The following is a 16,205-nucleotide window of genomic DNA, read 5'->3' on the forward strand; positions in this document are numbered from 1 at the left end:
GGATAAATTACTTCTCCTCACCCGTCGGCTTAACAGCTGTTTTTATCCTATAGCCTCTATTTATTGCTTTGACGAATAAATAGAGGCTTTTTCCATGCCAGCATCTGCCGGACTAAGACTCCATCGCCAGAGACCATTCATCTCTAATGGTGTTAAACAGTTGCTGCTTGAGCCAGTGGTGAGTCGGTGACTGGTTAATTTCGGAGTAAATCAGATAATTTCCTACTGTGCGTCCTACGTTAATCATACCAAGCAGTTGTTCGGTAAGCTCATGGGGCAGGGTACAAGTTTGTATAGGCGAAACTAAGTCATAATACTCGCGGGTAAAGACATTACAGCTCATCGAAATTGAATTTGTATCGATAATATGACGACTCAATGCGGCGATATTATCTGTCGCACCAGAGATTTGAAGACTCTTTCCCTGTTGTTTAGCTATCTGGTCTAACAGTGGTGAGCAGAGGTCATTAAAATTATCTAACTCAAAATAACCATACTTACATAGGTTGTCGACAGTCAGTTCATCATCGAAAACCGGATGACCAGCCTTGGCGATTAAAAACATCTCTTCAGTGGGGGAGATCATTTCGCTGATGATTTTATGGTCTTTAAAATTTTCGTATACCACGGCAAAATCGATTTCACCGTACTCGATGGCTCGGCTGCAGTCGCTGGATAAGGTTCTTATCTCGAATGTTAAATTTGGAGCCTGTGGTAACACGAATTCATTGATGACTTTATTTATTACGTAGGTAAATTCGTTGAAGGCATAGATCTTAAAATGCCCCTTAGCAGTTAGAGGATTGAACTCAGTGTGGTTGTGCTTGAGAACCTGATATCCATGCAGAAGCTGTTTAACGCAAGGTAAAACTTGTATCGCTTTATCGGTTAATACAAAACCCTGAGCCCGACGAACAAACAGTACATCCTTGAATATGTCCCTTAATATACCGAGATGGCGACTTACCGATGAAATACTCATACCTAATTCGTTAGCAACTAAGCCTGCATTCAGGTGCCGACTTACTGATTCAAAAACTATTAAAGAGTGATAATCTAGTCGTTCAACATTCATATTTACTACGCATTAATTTTTTTATATTTATCATATGCTGATAGCTACTAACAGCAAGCTTGAGAGTCTAAATTTGAGCGGTGACATTGTATTTAGACAGTCCACGAGCTCATTGGAGTTGAATTCGTTTTTTTAATGCGGTTATGAGTTGTGTTAATTCATTATCGATTAATCTTTTGTTCCGGTTGTTACTTCGAACTATGAGTTTAAGTTCATGCAAAGCAGGATAAGCATCGATGATTGGCTTATCGTCAACATCCACGTTAAACATGGATTTTGCTATGCGTAATACTTCCTTATGCAACTAATATCAACCGAGATAGTTTGTGCCGCGGGGAAGGTTGGGCGACTTTTTTCGGTCTAAGCAAAAATTAACAACAGCTCTTAACATGGCCATCCACGATTGCTGGCTGTTGTACAATAAAAATAACTAAATAAGAGGTGTTCTATGGATGGAAAATCATTAATCGTTATTTTAATAATGGTGTCTGTGTCTGTGTCTGCTTCTGCAGAAGTATATAAGTGTGCGGATGGCAAGTATCAAGCAGACCCGTGCGACGACCAAAGCGAACCGTTAGATTTAAGTAATGTAGGCAGCGTGGTTGCACAATCAAGAGGTTACCCTGAAAACCTAACTAACGAGACAATAGATGCAAGGCAGCAAGATAGTCCTGTTAATGCGCGTGATAAAAAAGCAGAAATCGCTCAATACTTACGTAAACAAAAAATTGAACGTGAAATTAGAAACCTCGAAAAAGAAAGGACAAAAGCGTTCAAAGATCGTGATGACAAAATCGAGCAACTGCGCACAACAGGTAAGCGAGCGAACAATAATTTAGCGGGTGCAACTTGGCAGCAAAGTCTAGCGCAAGAAATGACCGCTGTAATGCAACAGGGAAATACAGAAGTCGAATCAATTGACCGTCAAATATCAGTGCTTAGGTCTGAATTAAAACAACTGTAAATCAAAAACGCTAATCAATGACCGCTGCTGCCAATCGGTAGCCTTTTTTTGCGAAAATATATAAATCCATATTATTTAATCCAAGTTAAGTCATCGAGACATCTCGGTCATTTAGCTTTGTGCTGTCTAAAGGATATGCCATGAGTTTTAGAGATAAAGTCATTAACCTGATCTGGTGAGGCCTGAGACTGATAGACCCTTGATCTCCAGATCCATTTTTTTCTATTTCAGCAACTCTTTACTTTTCCCAAGTATCAGCAGTTAACTTTTTGGTAAAAGTTCTTTGCTCCGTGTATGATATGTTGCCTTTTTTCTTTACGCAAATAAGCAACGGTACTTACTTCTACCATCAGCTTTGTCACGTTTTTGAATGCTATAAGAAGCCATAATTTCGGGTTCCCCATTTCCATTTTCCCAATGAATTATGGTTCCCTATTGGTTCCCCCGTGCAACTAAAAATATCTTAAAATGTGTAACAGTAACTCAAAATATGAGAGTAGTTAATTCAGTGAATACAACGCCTAAGCTAGCCACACCAACGGATACACTCGATCGCACCTTTTCCATTGCACCTATGCTGGATAGGTTTGATTTTAATTTAAGCTTATGATTTTAAAGTTTAATGTTTTGGTGAGGATTCCTATAGGATACCTTATAAATTTTATTTAAGTTTTGGATACCTGAAATCCACTCATTTGTTTTAGCACCTTTTAGACAAAAAAATCTTTGATATGAATTAACCCCCCGTCGTTCACTGCTCCTATACATTTAAAAAAGTTTTCACTGAAAACAAAAACACTCCACTTTGGTTTTTTTTAAGCATCTAAACACGTTTTTTAAATTATTTTTAGTGATGATGCATATTTCTCTAATTCTAGTGTTTTATATCCAGTGTTGGTCAATAACTCTCAACGCAGTTTAGTCATCTAGAACAGCAATAAGGACGTAATTTTAGCTATTTAATGTTGTAGAAAAATATCAAACCCTATTCAGGCTTATTGAGTAACACTGAATTGATTTCGGTGTTGTTAATATACTTTAAAGGTACTTGATAAGTATATTTTACTTATGAATCATTGGTTTGTTATTTTGGTCTAGTTGATAAGATGATTTTAATAAGCTAAATTATTTAAAGTGAAACTATAAATAGATGAGGGTAAATCGAATAAATCTGAGCTACTTGCTATTAGCAAGTTTCAGATTGAGGTGAAAATATATAGCTGTATTCTAAAAGGTGAGCCTCGAGTGCTGTAACACTCGAGGCTCTGAAAAATCACCTAAATTTGAGTAGAGGAAATCTTTCATGAACAGTTTAGAACGAGAACTAGGTATTGAGCAAATAGATCGAATGTTACCATTTTTACGTTATGACCATTATGGAATGCATTTTTGGTGTTTGCCTGATGCGTTAAATTACAATAACGCAGTTGAAATAGGTACTGATATGGGAGCTCGTTACAGTCATTTTGTGCAACGATATCCAAATATCAGTTTACAGTTGAGCGACATATTATTAGCAATGAATCTAAAGCATGAAAATAACATTGGTTATTTGATTGGATTTGCTTATTCAATAGACCGAGAACTTCGTCAGTGTGACCGATTAGTTAGTTGATTTATTATAGAAAGCGCGAGTGTTGATACTCTGCAGTCGCGTTGTTCTTGCACGTCGTATTGGTGGCTTTAGATGTTACTTCTTTTCTGTCTCGATCAATTTCCGCTCATTCACTAATGACAAAATAGGAGCCAGAGTCTTTAAGGTAATAGGTCATTTTGTTAAAGCATGTTCAGGTTCATATCAGCATAATGTCTAATATATTCCCCATCTATAAGGCTTAATAACCTTCGAATAATCTAATCGCTTTACATCAATAAGATAGCAAATGTAGGATGAGATAAATCAACAACTAAACGGCAGACTATATCTGGACGTCCGTTGAATAAACGTCAGATTTTCAAGGAGATTAATGTGCTACTAAAAGGTTTTGGTTTTTCAGGTTATCGAAGCATTGGTGATGAGCTAGTCAAGATCGGCCCGTTAAAAAGTAAACTTGATTATTGGTCAGAATAACGTAGGAAATCTAATATTATTAATTTTCTTAAGGATCAATATTCATATTTTGTTAGTAGAGTAAAAGATCAACACCAATTTGGTTCCAACAAGCAAGAGCTCCCTTTTAAAGACATTGACCATCACATTTCAAATGTAAGAGCACAACATAGAATATCATTCCCTTTATTTGAAGATAATATTGATGATTACATTAATAAGAAACTCCCTGATGGAAGGCATAATGTTGCATATCGTCAATTAGCTAAAAAAATACTTTATTCAGATTTATTTTTTTCTGGAGGGGCCGTCTGGTTCACATATCGATCCAGTACTCCAAATGGAACTTTTAATTTAGATATTGACGTTGAACAACTACTTCATGAGCTAAGTGAAAGCGAATGGCAGAATCTTTGGAATGGCTTGACTAATGCGACTGGCGGTGGCCTCCGCGAACACTGGATACCAGAGACAATTAAGGCACTTGCATATATCCCAGACACCATACCTAATGTTGAAATAATACCTGCAATTAGGAAAATTGGAAATGCAGGTAGTGAAGCTAGTGACTTTAGTGGTGAAGGCATTATCGAGAGAATTGCAAAAATCCAAAACCCACCATTAGCTGATCGGCAGTTAAAACAAAAGTTTATTTCTATCAATGGTTTCATTAAAGAGGTTCTTGAAAACCCGACCGCTGAGATAGAAATACCTTATGAAAGAAATATGATTCTAATTCATATGGACGGGAAAACTTTGCCATTAGAATCAATGGGTACCGGGATTCATGAAGTAGTAATTTTAGCTGCGGCAGCGACATTATTAGACAAAACAATTATCTGTGTAGAAGAGCCTGAATTGCACTTACACCCTTTGCTTCAAAGGAAACTTGTTAAATACTTATCTGAGAAAACAGACAATCAGTACTTTTTTACAACACACTCCGCCCACCTATTAGACGCTGTCGAATCTGAAATATTCCATGTTACACAGGTTGACGGGATCTCTAGTGTCGAAGCGATTTCCAGTACAAAGCAACGATCTAATATCTGTAATGACCTTGGTTATAAAGCTTCTGATATTCTACAAGCCAATTGTATCATTTGGGTGGAAGGACCCTCCGACAGAATATATTTGAATTATTGGTTAGTACATCATTCCTCAGATTTAATTGAAGGCGTTCATTATTCGATAATGTTCTATGGCGGTAGATTGTTTAGTCACTTAACTGCTATCGATCAAGATATTGCCGATGAAGCTGTAGATGATTTGATCTCAGTGAGAAAGCTCAATCGAAATACAGTCATAATGTTTGACAGCGATAAAGATAAGCCAGGAGCCCGTATTAACGCAACTAAGCAAAGGTTAAAAAGTGAATTTAATTCTGGCCCTGGGTTTGCTTGGGTAACAAACGGGCGTGAGATGGAAAACTATCTGGATTTCGATAAAGTAGAAGAAAGTGTAAAAGTTGTTCATCCATCAGCAGACCATCTCGTAAACAAAGGTGTGTGGGAAAATCTTTTAAAATATAGAAAAAAACGCAGTAAAAAAGAAATAACAGCAAATAAAGTCAAGGTTGCGCGTCATTATATAGAAAACAATCCCGCTGACTTTAGAAGTTTGGATTTGGCAGAGCGTATGAACCAACTCGTAGCGTTCATAAATTTAGCAAATGGCAATGAAGTCTAACAAGGTGTAAGGCTTTGAGTTAAATCGCTGTGCAGAGTTCAATGAGAAGGAATTGAGTGTATTAACCTCATTGAATAAGCTAGACTGAAATCAGTGTGATGGAACACAATAATGAAAAAGGCATTTCAATGAAAGACTTAAACATTTCTCAGTATCAATCATTTCAAATCAGCTCTGTAGTCGTGAGACTACTCTCAAAAAACAAAATCCCCAAGGCATACACTGTACCAATAAATCTGGAAAAGGCATCGGCAAAGTCTAACAAGCGATTGGTGTAATGAAAACGGCACAACGCATAAATACTAAAAAGTTAGCTATCCGTGTGACCCATTACTTGAATAAGGAAAAAGAATGATAGATCCAGAGAAAGGTTTTACATCGGATGTAATAACTGACGCAAATAGGTTCGTTGGTAGAATAGACCTAGTTAGATCTTGTATGCAAGCTCTAAATTCTCCTAATAGTTTAATCGCAATTTATGGGAAACGCGGTTTAGGGAAGTCGTCGCTTTTGCGTCAAGTACAACAAATGGCATTAGGTGATTATACACTTGCGTCGAATGCAGGGCTTCATCACGAGATTCCAGATAACCCTAGGAAATATTTAACAGTATTCTATACGTGTGATTCAATTATAGATTCTGGAGAAGGGTTGCTATCTAGGCTTTGCAACGATCAGAATGATGAGGATGGTTTGCTAAGGTTGGTTCCGCATGATGGTAAGGAAATTGTTGAATTTTCTAGAGCAAAAGAAGTATCAGCGGGCGCTGATCTAAAGGTTGTAAATTGGGGCGCAAAAGGGGTAGAAACGTCGACATATGCGAGGGTTGTTGATGGTGATACCGTGCAGACATTCAGGAATTTTGTATCTTCAATAGTTCAACACCAAGTGAAGGGGAGAATGAATCGGGACGGGTTATTAATTCTTTTAGATGAATTTGATGTTGTATCCAATAAAAATGGTATTGGCTCACTCATTAAATCCCTTAGTTCTAAAGATATAAAATTTGGCGTGTGTGGAATAGGGCAAGACTTGACAGATTTGATCGAAGATCACGCATCTGTAGAGCGTCTTTTAGAGCAGGGGGCTATACATGTAAAAACCATGCCTAAACCTGAAGCCAGAAATGTTCTTACAAAAGCTGAAGAATTATTTGAAGGCGAACTCACAATTGATAATACGGTTAAAACAAAAATTGTTTCGGCTTCTCAAGGGTACCCTTACTTTATTCAAATGATTGGTAAATCTTGTGTTAGTAAAGCCTCTCAATTAGGACTAAATGCAATTAATGAGAATGTTTACAACCGAGTACTAGAAGACATTAAAAGTGGTGTGGCCTTCCCTACATTAGAAAGCGCATATCAACGTGCAATCGGAAATACCGAGAACCGTCAAATGCTTCTCCATCTTCTTGCTGAGCAACCTGAAGAAAATACCCTCTTTCATGAAGATGTTGGGAGAATATTTTTAAAGAATGTCCGTAAAGATGCGGAGGAGTTTGAAGTTGATTATCTAGACCAAAATCTACCCAGGTTACTTGACCGAAAATTTGGACCAATTTTACGTCGTATCCCAGAAGGACAGGGTATTTACGAGTTTATAAACCCTGTTTTTAGGTTATATGTAAATCTAAGACGAATATAGTTAACGAAGCCATGAAGTGGACTTGAGTAGCAAGTACTGAGTGGCATTTTTCTAAACTGTATAAGGTATTTCAATAGGCAGTTTTGATTCTTGGATAACTGAATTTAAAAATTTGGTTGGTTTATTTCTCTTTATGTGACGAGGCAATCCCACTTGATGATATTGATATGAGTGCGTAATCGTTCGGTGGATACCTTTAGCTAGATTGGTTAACTCATTGCCGAGTGCTTGCCAGTAAAGGCTGTCCAGCGCGCCAAGAGCAGCTGCTATCTGAACTTTGTCACAGCTATTTATTTATTCGCAAATTCATCCCCATTTTATGGCTGCGGTAGTGACCTGATAGATGTTTAAATGCTGCTGAGCTCATTTAGGCCACCTTATTGGATTTAAGCTTTTGCCAGTCCAGTTCTTTGATTTGTTCGACAGTGAATGCCACTTGTTCTAATCGTGCGATTGCCCGTGATAGATTGCATTTTTTAACGTTGTTTCGAATGGCTGCAACCGTGTCTTGGTGGCATATTGTCGTGTGGTAAGTTCCTTGCGTGACAGCCTCTAATTACATTTTTTAGCTCCTTATCAGTCAAAATCGATGCAATAAAACTTAAAAAACACTGAGGTTGTTTCTAGACGACGGGTTAATTATATAATTACCTATTATTTAGCGCAGCCCAGTTATTTTAGCCTAATTTATGATTTCCTTACCGGCTCCTTGTGCAAAAACTATTACCTAAAATACACCTAAAAAGGTGTATCAATACCGCAAATTATGAGTATAAAGAATTCAGTGAATACAACACCAAAGCTAGTCATACCAAAAGATACGCTTGATCGCACCTTTTCCACAGCGTCGATGCTGGATAGGTTTTATTTTAATTTAAGTACTGATTATAAACTGAATGATTTTAGTTGGGATTCCTATTAGGTACCCCGAAAATTTTATTTAAGTTTTGGATACCTGAAATTCCCTTATTAGTTTTCGGTTAGCATACAAGTTATTAGACACCATTTAAAAGCTCAATTTGAGCACTCAATTTAGCTGCCAGTTTATCATTAATTGTTACAACAGAACCTCCAGCATGTGTAAATTTGTGTTGAATTTTAACTAGCCTATGCCCTCTGCCTTTATTTAAATGGTTAAAAATCATCCCAACACGATTCAAAAACATTCAGATAACACCGGCACCATTGATCTAAGTCACAATTATTATCATTCGCATTAAACTAATTGGACTTTACATAGACAGCAGAGATGGGCTTCGACATAATCACCACTAACAAGAATCATTATCATTTACAATATCCGGTTAACACACGTTAAAAGATTGTTCCCCCAAGGGAGGGATTGATTTATTACGGTGTCTCCGCTTTACGGGATCTATTATGAAGTTTAAGACCTCTTTAGTAGCACTATCGATTTCGGCTGCACTACTGCCACATATTGTTCAGGCTCAAGATGAAGATATAGAAGTCATCACCGTCACAGCAAGTCGAATGGATAAGCCTGTCAGCTCCATTCCTAATACTGTTACCATCATCGACCAAGAGCAATTAGAAGAGCAATTTCGTACCACTAAAGATCTCTCAACCATCATTGGCAATCTAGCGCCGAGCTTCTCACCAAGCCGCCAAAAAATGAGCAATTCCGGTGAGACACTGCGTGGCAGAGCCCCGTTAATCATGATAGATGGTGTACCTCAATCGAATCCACTGCGCAGCGGCGGTCGTTCAGGAAAGACGATCGATCCCGCGATGATCGCGCGTATTGAGATTATTCATGGTGCAAATGCCATGCATGGTTTAGGTGCCCAAGGCGGCATCATCAACTACATCACTAAAAAACCCACCGGCGACAATGAGCACCAAGTAAGTTTTGACGTCAGCGTGCCTAACAGCTTAGATGCTGACGGCATTAGCTTTGGTACCAGCTATGCCTTTTCTGGTGAATCAGAAAACTTAGACATGATTGGTTCTGTCAGTTACCGCAATAACGGTGTTTATTACGATGCTAACGACGACATGATTGGGGTTGATACCACTCAAGGCGAGTCGATGGACAGCCAAAGTACTGATTTCTTTATCAAACTTGGCCACGATTTCGACGAGTCTCGATTAGAGCTAATGGTTAACCATTACAATATGGAAAACAACGGCAACTATATGCCCGTTAAAGGCGATAAAGAAAATGACGTGCCTACCGGTGCAATCGAACAAGATCAGCCTTGGGAAGCTGCCAACAATCAAGTCACCACCACTAGCTTGACCTATATCCATGAAAACATTGGTGGCCAGCAGCTAAACCTACAGTTTTTCAATCAAAATTTTGAAGCGGTTTACGGTGGTGGTTGTTGGGCGAGCTTTTACGACCCAAGCATGGAAGGCAGCGATCAGGTCACAGTCTGTGGCACTGGCACCAATGGCGAGTCTCTCTACTATGAGCAATCGCGTAATAAGTCAGTTAAATGGGGCATGAAAGCATCAATGCTGGCCAAAAACATCGCCGATTCAGGTGTCAGTATTGCGTATGGCTTGGATGTCTTCCGCGACACAACTGAGCAAGATATGGTGGGCATTGGCGCCTCTTGGGTACCTGAAAGCACCTACGATAACATTGCGCCTTTCGCGCAAATAGATTACGACATCATCGACAATCTAACCCTATCGGGTGGCGTGCGTTATGAATACGCTAAGCTCAATGTCGATGATTACAAAACGTTATACGGTTACGGTGACAAACACATCGAGGGTGGCTCACCCGATTTTACCGAAACGCTATTTAATATCGGCGTTTCTTATAAACTGAACTCCGCGCTACGGATCTACACCAGCTACAACCAAGGCTTTGGTATGCCAGACGTTGGACGCGTACTCAGAGACGGCGATAACTTTCAAGGCGTGAACCCAAGTATTGAAGATAGCTTAGCGCTAGAGCCTATTGTGACTGACAATATTGAGTTTGGTGCCGATTACCAAGGTGACAACTTTTCAGCCAAAATCGCTTATTACCGCTCATCGAGTGATTACGGTGCACGGATGGTCGAAAAAGGAGATGGCAGCGGCTCGTTCATGATTAAACGTGAAAAGAGTGTTATTGAAGGCATCGAGTCGAACATCACCGCTTACCTTGGTGATCATGATGATGTGGGCGTTAATATCGCAATCCAAAATGGTGAGTACGATTCTAATAATGATCAAAGCGTAGATACTGATCTAGATGGTGCCAACATGTCACCCAATCGTATTAATCTATTTTGGACCCATAACTACGACAACGATATCTCTACCCGGGTACAAGCAAATTACTATATGGATAAAGACTTTGAAGATGCGAATAACGATGTGTACGCCAACTTTGATGGCTACACCACGGTTGATGCATCTATCGCTATTCCAGTCTACGAAGGCACCCTGAGCATCGGGATCCAGAACTTGCTCAACGAAGACTATTATACTTACTATTCGCAAACAGTCGGTCAAGACACTCGCTACTTCAAAGGCATGGGCCGCACAGCCACTATTGGCTTTACCCTGCCGTTTTAATAGACGTAAAAAAGACAGAAAAGACAGAACAACCCTATCTTTTGTCTTTTCTGCTATCCCCTACCAGGCTTTAAAGTACCTCCACTTGGCCCAGCATGGGATTGCAATTATGACCTCAGCTCGACGAAAAAAGGAGTCAGAGCCTAATTAGCTCTGACTCCTTTGTTCCTTTTATCAGCGCGTAAGGTAGCAGTGAACAAACTCTGTGATTGCTATCAGATCAGTGACAGCAATGAACTCATCGGTGGTGTGCACTTTCGACATCCCCGTCGAAAAGTTAACCGTCTTCAGACCTTTTTCATTAAAGATGTTGGCATCTGAGCCGCCACCCGTAGGCTTAGTGACGCCTTCAATGCCTATGGCTTCAAACGCGGCTTTAATCTCAGTGACGTGCGTGTCATCGTCCGAGATATGGTAGGCATTGTAAGAACGACTCGAGGTAATCTCTATACCAGCGCCATGCTTTTGTGCCGCCGCCTGCGAAATTATCAATGATTAAACCATTCATGATGCTTGCCCCTGTATGCGTAGTTTTGAATCTGCAGTGCAGGCAAATAGCTCGGCATCGGCTTGGGTGAACTCGGTAACTTCAATGGCGTTGTAGGTTTTACACATGCCCCAGCCGCTGTAGTTGTTTGGCTTATAGGTTGCTTCAACTTGTTGCTGTTCGTGCATTAGTGTGAAGAACGGTGTTGATAGCGTGACGACACCTCGGAGGGTGCTGAACACTTTGGCTGGTTCGTTCATGCTGCACCTCTGATTAAGTCTTCTATATCAATTTGAGTGCCCGGTTCTGAGTTATCAGGGCGAGTTTCAATCGTGCCTTTTATTTCCCATGGATGACCTGGTAATCTGACTTGATGATATTTGTAAGAATGGGTGATGGTCCGTCGTATCCCTTTTGCAAAATTAGTTAAGCCATTGCCCAGTGCTTGCCAGTAAAGACAATCTAATGCCCCTAAAGCTTGTGCCACTTTGATGCTGTTGCCGCTTTTAATGCGTAATGGCATGTCTATTTTGTGGCTACGGTAGTGGCTTAGTAGGTGCTTGAATGCTGCTTTAGATTTCATTTACGCCACCTCACTGGTTTCAAACTTATAACCAAACCGAGCCCAATCATGTTCCTTGAGCATTTCGACATTGTGTGCAACTTTTTCTAGTCGTTTTATGTCACGAGATAGATTGCTTTTTTTAACGCCATTACGAATTGCGGCTAATGAATCTTGGTATCCAAGGGTAAAATGGTCATGTAGAGCAGCAATAGTTTTTGGCGATTCTATTTTAGTGAATCGCAATAGTAGCTGCATGCGTTCGGCTGGTTCGCTACCTTGGATTAGGTATTTCATGCTGCACCGCAATTTGTGCTGAGTACTTTAAATTCGATAACCCAAACCCACTCATCAGGCTTACACTCACCATAAATAGTTTGCCAAACATGCTTAAATTGTGGAAAGTTTTCAAATCCTTCAGCTAATACATTAGTTTTATTTTTTCTTAGTGAGTTCATTTTCTCAACTCGAATATCTGTTACTTCTAGCAGAATGCGACTAGCCCATTTAGGCATGTGTATTGATGGTATAAAACCTCGATAATCTTCAGAGCGATAACTAAAATCTTCATCACCTGTACCGACACTTAAACCGCCGCAGACATAATGTAAATCTGGCCATTTTTCCATGGTCATCGTTTCTCTAACCCAAAGCTGATCACCAACCTTTGCCATAGGGCATAGGTTAGCGGTAAAACATTCCATTACCTTGGATTCTGTATCCTCAACAAATCCAAAACCAAAACGAGGGTCACGCTGACCAACTGCACCAAAGCTTCCATCGCTATGTTTAAAAGGTATCTGCCACTGGGGAAAAGGTCGGCGGGTTTGTGTTTTACGCCCATCAAGAATGGCGCGTACCATTTTAATGTTAAAAATAATTGGCCGTTGTTTCATGCTGCACTCCTTGCTTGCTTCACATCTTCACAGTCATCAAATCTGTTCCAGCCTAAGCTTTCGTTTTTAGCTTCTGCACATGTATAAGCTTCATAAGGATTGCCACCCCAAGTAACCTTGCCGCAATGTGGGCAGTTACCGCGAGTCAAGCCAGTAGTCGCTCTATTGCGCTTGCGAGGATGGTTGTTCTTAATGCCTGCGCCAGTGACCATTTTGCGCTTGTTAACATTGCTAACCTGAAACGTTCGGCGCGCAATGTGCCAAATTGATAGCTTTGAATAAATATCAGTCTTGACGTTGTACTTAGCTAAATGCTGGACTTTGTTAACTGCATCTGCATGTGATAATTCAAGCGCATCAGTTAATTCAATTGAGTGATAAGCATCAGTTAGCCAGTAAATATCATTACCGTTGTAATCACCGACAATGTGGATCACGCATAAGTCGTCATCTGCTGTGGCTAATGCATCTGGCAAATATTGATGATCAACTCTTACCGTGGCTAATTGGTCCACTTGTTCTTTACTGTATGGAATATCAGTATCACGACTATCAAAGTAACGCTGTGCTTGCTCTTTGGTGTAAACGTGCACCTTATTTAAGTCGCTGGTATAACCGGCACCGTCTTTAGCCCAAAACATGCAGCTATCACCAACATCGCTGCGGCTATCACGCAAGTAAAATAATTGGCTCATGCTGCCTCCTTACGCTTGTTTTCGTATACATCCCATGCGTTTAAATCGCTCTGACTTATACGCCACTCAACTTCTCCATCAGTTCCATAACCAACAATTCCACCATATTGAGCACAATCAAAAGTGAAAGATGCCGAGCAATAGCACTGCGGCCATTTACCTCTATATTCCTTAAAGGTTAGGTCGGGGCGTAGCGAGAGTAATTTTTGTTTGAAGTTTTCAGCTTTCGCATCATGTTCTGTTCGTACACGCATCTTTTCATCGAGACAATGCTGGCTGCAGTAAATGAAATGGTCATTTTCGATGGGATTTAATTTTATGATGTTGCCGTCATCATCTTCATAGCCATCTTCAATATCATCAATAGTGACCTTATGACTGCAATGAGCACATTCCTGCCACCAACCGTGTTTAATCATTGCAAGCGGAGGAACTCCGCCTTTAACGTCTGCATATTGGTCAGCCCATTGGGCACGTCTGCATGATTCAACTTCCTCAAATTCAAGATTAAGTTCGTTGCCACCTTCGCGTCGCGCTGTTGCAGAATTAGTTGCAAATACAATGCAGCCATACTCATCACCTTGAACTTGGTAGGCTTTAATTTTAGGGTTCATGCTGCACCGCCTTGTTCAAACATTGGTAACTTGGCAGCTTCTTCGCGAACCGCTGCTGCAGCTTCCTTGCCATAACCCCAAATATCGCCGTTATCAGGATTGCAACGAGTAGGGGCGATCCAACCGAGTGGTAACTTCTTGCCTTTAGTGACGTAATCGCGCATTGCTTCCACCAAGTTTCGCAAGGTTCCACCATTATTAAAGCCGCTCCATCTTCTAGAATAATGGGTATAAATACGCGCTTTGGTATATTCGTCTACAAACCACACTTTGCCGCGGCGGTCTAACTCCATGGTGGCCAAGTCGCCTTTGTGGTCGAAGAATTTACGACCATGTGACGCTATGATTTTTATTAGCGCATTAACGTGTTCAACACGCTCAGTAATAATTGGTGCTGGTAAGTCGTGAAATGAATCGCAACTGCAACGAGGGCAAATTGCTGTCATTAATCCGCCATCATTGCGTCTTTCTGTTTTGGCAAATGTGCCTGTCCAGCGACATGGACGGCGACTACATTCGATACGTTGGCTCATACAAAATCCTCTACGCCAATACCCAACTCAAAGGCTAGATTGATATCTTCAGAACGGAGGCGTGCAGCTGCGTTGTTTTTGCCTTGCGCACTAATGGCCTTGTTGATTGCTTTACGGTCGCGGTATTCTCTGTCGTCGTTGATCACGCTGTTGAAACCATTACCATTGTTTAATTGACCATCCCACTCGATGTCTGCTTTAGTCACCGAAGGCTGTTGCACTGCAGCTTTTGAGTTGGTTACCTTTAACACTGCAGGTTTATTGCGCTTTGGCACATGCTTGTTGCGCTTATCGGCTAGGATGCGTTGACGGTTTTCTTGATAGTAAGCCCGGGCTTTAATTTGCTTTTGGCTGAGTTGGCTCATGCTGCTACCTCTGCTTTGGTCAATGACATGATCCAGTTGCGCAACTCAATCATTTGAGGGCATAGGTACATTGACGCAGCATAGGTATACAGCTTTGGGTAATCATGCTGTTTACGTTGGATAAACCAGTTGGCATCTGCTTCGGTTAGGCAGGTTTTTACGACTTCTTCGGTTTCTTGAAGATGTATTTTCATCAATGAACCAGGTAGCGACTCATAATTGTTTTCAACATCAAAACACTCGTCAAAGAAAGCTAAAAACGCATCGTGAAAATCATGAAAACCACGAGTATCAAAATCAGCATCATCAAAAACGGTTTTACACCAATTAGTTTCACTATCTAAAAGCCATTCTGCTAAATTTGTTTTGTTGCATTCTTCGGAGTGATAAAGAGTCCCGCCATCATCAGGCTCTATAATTTCCCAGTGATGTTCGTTATAGCCCTCTGCAGTAACTAAATAATGCTTGTAGCGCACTTGAAAGATTGGTTCGGCAGTCATGCGATTGCTTTGCTCATGCATCTGCTGTGACATTTCAATTAAAAAAGCGGGTATTTGGCTCATGCTGCCACCTCAACTTTAGCCGTGTCATAAGCGTTTTTAGCAGCTTCATATTCGCTGCCAAATATCTCCACGGAATCAATAAGGCTAATTCTGGTATTAAGATAAATAACGTCATCGTGAAGAAACAGTGAAAGAGGTGTGAATAAACAATCGCCCCATTCGGTGCCGATAGCTTTAAGAAGTGGTTGGCGTGAAACTTCATCTGGCACCATGGCGTTATATTTAGTTCTGATAGCTTCTAGTGCCTCACGATCTGCCACCTTCTGCTTACCGAATTTAGGTGATGATGCAAACGAACTCGATGATTTAGGCTTTGACCATAAATGGTTGTTCTCAAGTTTGTTGAAGTTGTGGAAATTTATACCAGCAAATGAAACCCGCTCAACTCTATTGCTAAAAATGGGTTTCCCACCGAAGTGAGTCGCTAATTTAGTTGCTTGCTCAATCAACTCCGCTTTTCCTGCTTCAAATGTTTTGAATGCTTGTACTGCTTTATCGTTGGTAATTTTGTAGTAACTCATAATCGCTGCC

Annotated in this window: 18 protein-coding genes; 5 read left to right on the forward strand and 13 right to left on the reverse strand. The window is 40.4% G+C overall.

The annotated features are described in order from the left end of the window. Window positions 1-112: 112 nt before the first annotated feature. Entirely contained in the window at window positions 113-1,075 is a 963-nt protein-coding gene (locus CXF80_RS16835) for a LysR family transcriptional regulator (protein WP_101034083.1), read from the reverse strand. 448 nt (window positions 1,076-1,523) lie between these two features. On the opposite strand from CXF80_RS16835, the gene CXF80_RS16840 reads away from it, so the two are divergent. The 4 genes from CXF80_RS16840 (at window position 1,524) to CXF80_RS16855 (ending at window position 7,422) form a co-directional block, all read left to right on the forward strand. Further along, window positions 1,524-2,039, forward strand: coding sequence for a hypothetical protein (locus tag CXF80_RS16840; RefSeq protein ID WP_101034084.1), 516 nt, complete (start codon window positions 1,524-1,526; stop codon window positions 2,037-2,039). Window positions 2,040-3,342: 1,303 nt separating this feature from the next. Further along, window positions 3,343-3,654: a hypothetical protein gene (locus tag CXF80_RS16845; RefSeq protein ID WP_101034085.1), complete on the forward strand. Its 312-nt coding sequence runs from the start codon at window positions 3,343-3,345 to the stop codon at window positions 3,652-3,654. 858 nt (window positions 3,655-4,512) lie between these two features. Continuing rightward, window positions 4,513-5,778, forward strand: a complete 1,266-nt coding sequence (locus tag CXF80_RS16850) for an ATP-dependent nuclease (RefSeq protein WP_232772139.1) — start codon at window positions 4,513-4,515, stop codon at window positions 5,776-5,778. 351 nt (window positions 5,779-6,129) lie between these two features. After that, on the forward strand, window positions 6,130-7,422 hold the full coding sequence (locus tag CXF80_RS16855) for a hypothetical protein (RefSeq protein ID WP_101034087.1): 1,293 nt from the start codon (window positions 6,130-6,132) through the stop codon (window positions 7,420-7,422). A 995-nt stretch (window positions 7,423-8,417) separates the two neighbouring features. On the opposite strand, the gene CXF80_RS20195 is transcribed toward CXF80_RS16855, so the two are convergent. Then, window positions 8,418-8,588, reverse strand: coding sequence for a hypothetical protein (locus CXF80_RS20195; RefSeq protein WP_157822249.1), 171 nt, complete (start codon window positions 8,586-8,588; stop codon window positions 8,418-8,420). Window positions 8,589-8,802: 214 nt separating this feature from the next. Here CXF80_RS20195 and CXF80_RS16865 point away from each other — a divergent pair, with 214 nt between their 5' ends. Then, window positions 8,803-10,959: a TonB-dependent receptor gene (locus CXF80_RS16865; protein WP_101034088.1), complete on the forward strand. Its 2,157-nt coding sequence runs from the start codon at window positions 8,803-8,805 to the stop codon at window positions 10,957-10,959. 174 nt (window positions 10,960-11,133) lie between these two features. On the opposite strand, the gene CXF80_RS16870 is transcribed toward CXF80_RS16865, so the two are convergent. From CXF80_RS16870 to CXF80_RS16920, 11 genes are read right to left on the reverse strand one after another with little or no spacing between them, the layout of a single operon-like run. Then, complete coding sequence (locus CXF80_RS16870; RefSeq protein WP_232772141.1) at window positions 11,134-11,451, reverse strand: M20/M25/M40 family metallo-hydrolase; 318 nt, start codon at window positions 11,449-11,451, stop codon at window positions 11,134-11,136. 12 nt (window positions 11,452-11,463) lie between these two features. Next, window positions 11,464-11,706: a hypothetical protein gene (locus CXF80_RS16875; RefSeq protein WP_101034089.1), complete on the reverse strand. Its 243-nt coding sequence runs from the start codon at window positions 11,704-11,706 to the stop codon at window positions 11,464-11,466. Next, window positions 11,703-12,029, reverse strand: coding sequence for a hypothetical protein (locus CXF80_RS16880; protein WP_232772143.1), 327 nt, complete (start codon window positions 12,027-12,029; stop codon window positions 11,703-11,705). The genes CXF80_RS16875 and CXF80_RS16880 overlap by 4 nt, the downstream gene beginning before the upstream one ends. Beyond that, on the reverse strand, window positions 12,030-12,305 hold the full coding sequence (locus tag CXF80_RS16885) for a PapB/FocB family fimbrial expression transcriptional regulator (RefSeq protein ID WP_101034090.1): 276 nt from the start codon (window positions 12,303-12,305) through the stop codon (window positions 12,030-12,032). Then, a complete protein-coding gene (locus CXF80_RS16890; RefSeq protein ID WP_101034091.1) occupies window positions 12,302-12,904 on the reverse strand; it encodes a hypothetical protein in 603 nt (200 codons plus the stop codon). Before CXF80_RS16890 ends, CXF80_RS16885 begins: the two co-directional genes overlap by 4 nt. Next, window positions 12,901-13,599 (reverse strand): hypothetical protein, encoded by a 699-nt coding sequence (locus CXF80_RS16895; protein ID WP_101034092.1) that lies wholly within the window; start codon window positions 13,597-13,599, stop codon window positions 12,901-12,903. Before CXF80_RS16895 ends, CXF80_RS16890 begins: the two co-directional genes overlap by 4 nt. After that, a complete protein-coding gene (locus CXF80_RS16900) occupies window positions 13,596-14,213 on the reverse strand; it encodes a hypothetical protein (protein ID WP_101034093.1) in 618 nt (205 codons plus the stop codon). The genes CXF80_RS16895 and CXF80_RS16900 overlap by 4 nt, the downstream gene beginning before the upstream one ends. Then, window positions 14,210-14,746, reverse strand: coding sequence for a hypothetical protein (locus CXF80_RS16905; protein WP_198554784.1), 537 nt, complete (start codon window positions 14,744-14,746; stop codon window positions 14,210-14,212). The genes CXF80_RS16900 and CXF80_RS16905 overlap by 4 nt, the downstream gene beginning before the upstream one ends. Further along, entirely contained in the window at window positions 14,743-15,111 is a 369-nt protein-coding gene (locus tag CXF80_RS16910; protein ID WP_101034094.1) for a hypothetical protein, read from the reverse strand. The genes CXF80_RS16905 and CXF80_RS16910 overlap by 4 nt, the downstream gene beginning before the upstream one ends. Beyond that, window positions 15,108-15,674 carry an ead/Ea22-like family protein gene (locus CXF80_RS16915; RefSeq protein ID WP_101034095.1) on the reverse strand — a complete coding sequence of 189 codons (567 nt, stop codon included), beginning with the start codon at window positions 15,672-15,674 and terminating at the stop codon, window positions 15,108-15,110. Before CXF80_RS16915 ends, CXF80_RS16910 begins: the two co-directional genes overlap by 4 nt. Further along, window positions 15,671-16,195 carry a hypothetical protein gene (locus CXF80_RS16920; RefSeq protein ID WP_101034096.1) on the reverse strand — a complete coding sequence of 175 codons (525 nt, stop codon included), beginning with the start codon at window positions 16,193-16,195 and terminating at the stop codon, window positions 15,671-15,673. The genes CXF80_RS16915 and CXF80_RS16920 overlap by 4 nt, the downstream gene beginning before the upstream one ends. Window positions 16,196-16,205: the final 10 nt, after the last annotated feature.

The organism is Shewanella sp. Actino-trap-3 (assembly GCF_002836275.1).
Classification (GTDB): Bacteria; Pseudomonadota; Gammaproteobacteria; order Enterobacterales; family Shewanellaceae; genus Shewanella; species Shewanella psychromarinicola.

What these genes read in the sequence shown, in the direction of transcription:
- CXF80_RS16910 (WP_101034094.1), bottom strand. Translation starts at nt 15,111, where the DNA reads ATGAGCCAACTCAGCCAAAAGCAAATTAAAGCCCGGGCTTACTATCAA.
- CXF80_RS20195 (WP_157822249.1), bottom strand. Translation starts at nt 8,588, where the DNA reads ATGTTTTTGAATCGTGTTGGGATGATTTTTAACCATTTAAATAAAGGC.
- CXF80_RS16915 (WP_101034095.1), bottom strand. Translation starts at nt 15,674, where the DNA reads ATGAGCCAAATACCCGCTTTTTTAATTGAAATGTCACAGCAGATGCAT.
- CXF80_RS16835 (WP_101034083.1), bottom strand. Translation starts at nt 1,075, where the DNA reads ATGAATGTTGAACGACTAGATTATCACTCTTTAATAGTTTTTGAATCA.
- CXF80_RS16895 (WP_101034092.1), bottom strand. Translation starts at nt 13,599, where the DNA reads ATGAGCCAATTATTTTACTTGCGTGATAGCCGCAGCGATGTTGGTGAT.
- CXF80_RS16885 (WP_101034090.1), bottom strand. Translation starts at nt 12,305, where the DNA reads ATGAAATACCTAATCCAAGGTAGCGAACCAGCCGAACGCATGCAGCTA.
- CXF80_RS16845 (WP_101034085.1), top strand. Translation starts at nt 3,343, where the DNA reads ATGAACAGTTTAGAACGAGAACTAGGTATTGAGCAAATAGATCGAATG.
- CXF80_RS16880 (WP_232772143.1), bottom strand. Translation starts at nt 12,029, where the DNA reads ATGAAATCTAAAGCAGCATTCAAGCACCTACTAAGCCACTACCGTAGC.
- CXF80_RS16875 (WP_101034089.1), bottom strand. Translation starts at nt 11,706, where the DNA reads ATGAACGAACCAGCCAAAGTGTTCAGCACCCTCCGAGGTGTCGTCACG.
- CXF80_RS16900 (WP_101034093.1), bottom strand. Translation starts at nt 14,213, where the DNA reads ATGAACCCTAAAATTAAAGCCTACCAAGTTCAAGGTGATGAGTATGGC.
- CXF80_RS16855 (WP_101034087.1), top strand. Translation starts at nt 6,130, where the DNA reads ATGATAGATCCAGAGAAAGGTTTTACATCGGATGTAATAACTGACGCA.
- CXF80_RS16840 (WP_101034084.1), top strand. Translation starts at nt 1,524, where the DNA reads ATGGATGGAAAATCATTAATCGTTATTTTAATAATGGTGTCTGTGTCT.
- CXF80_RS16920 (WP_101034096.1), bottom strand. Translation starts at nt 16,195, where the DNA reads ATGAGTTACTACAAAATTACCAACGATAAAGCAGTACAAGCATTCAAA.
- CXF80_RS16865 (WP_101034088.1), top strand. Translation starts at nt 8,803, where the DNA reads ATGAAGTTTAAGACCTCTTTAGTAGCACTATCGATTTCGGCTGCACTA.
- CXF80_RS16905 (WP_198554784.1), bottom strand. Translation starts at nt 14,746, where the DNA reads ATGAGCCAACGTATCGAATGTAGTCGCCGTCCATGTCGCTGGACAGGC.
- CXF80_RS16890 (WP_101034091.1), bottom strand. Translation starts at nt 12,904, where the DNA reads ATGAAACAACGGCCAATTATTTTTAACATTAAAATGGTACGCGCCATT.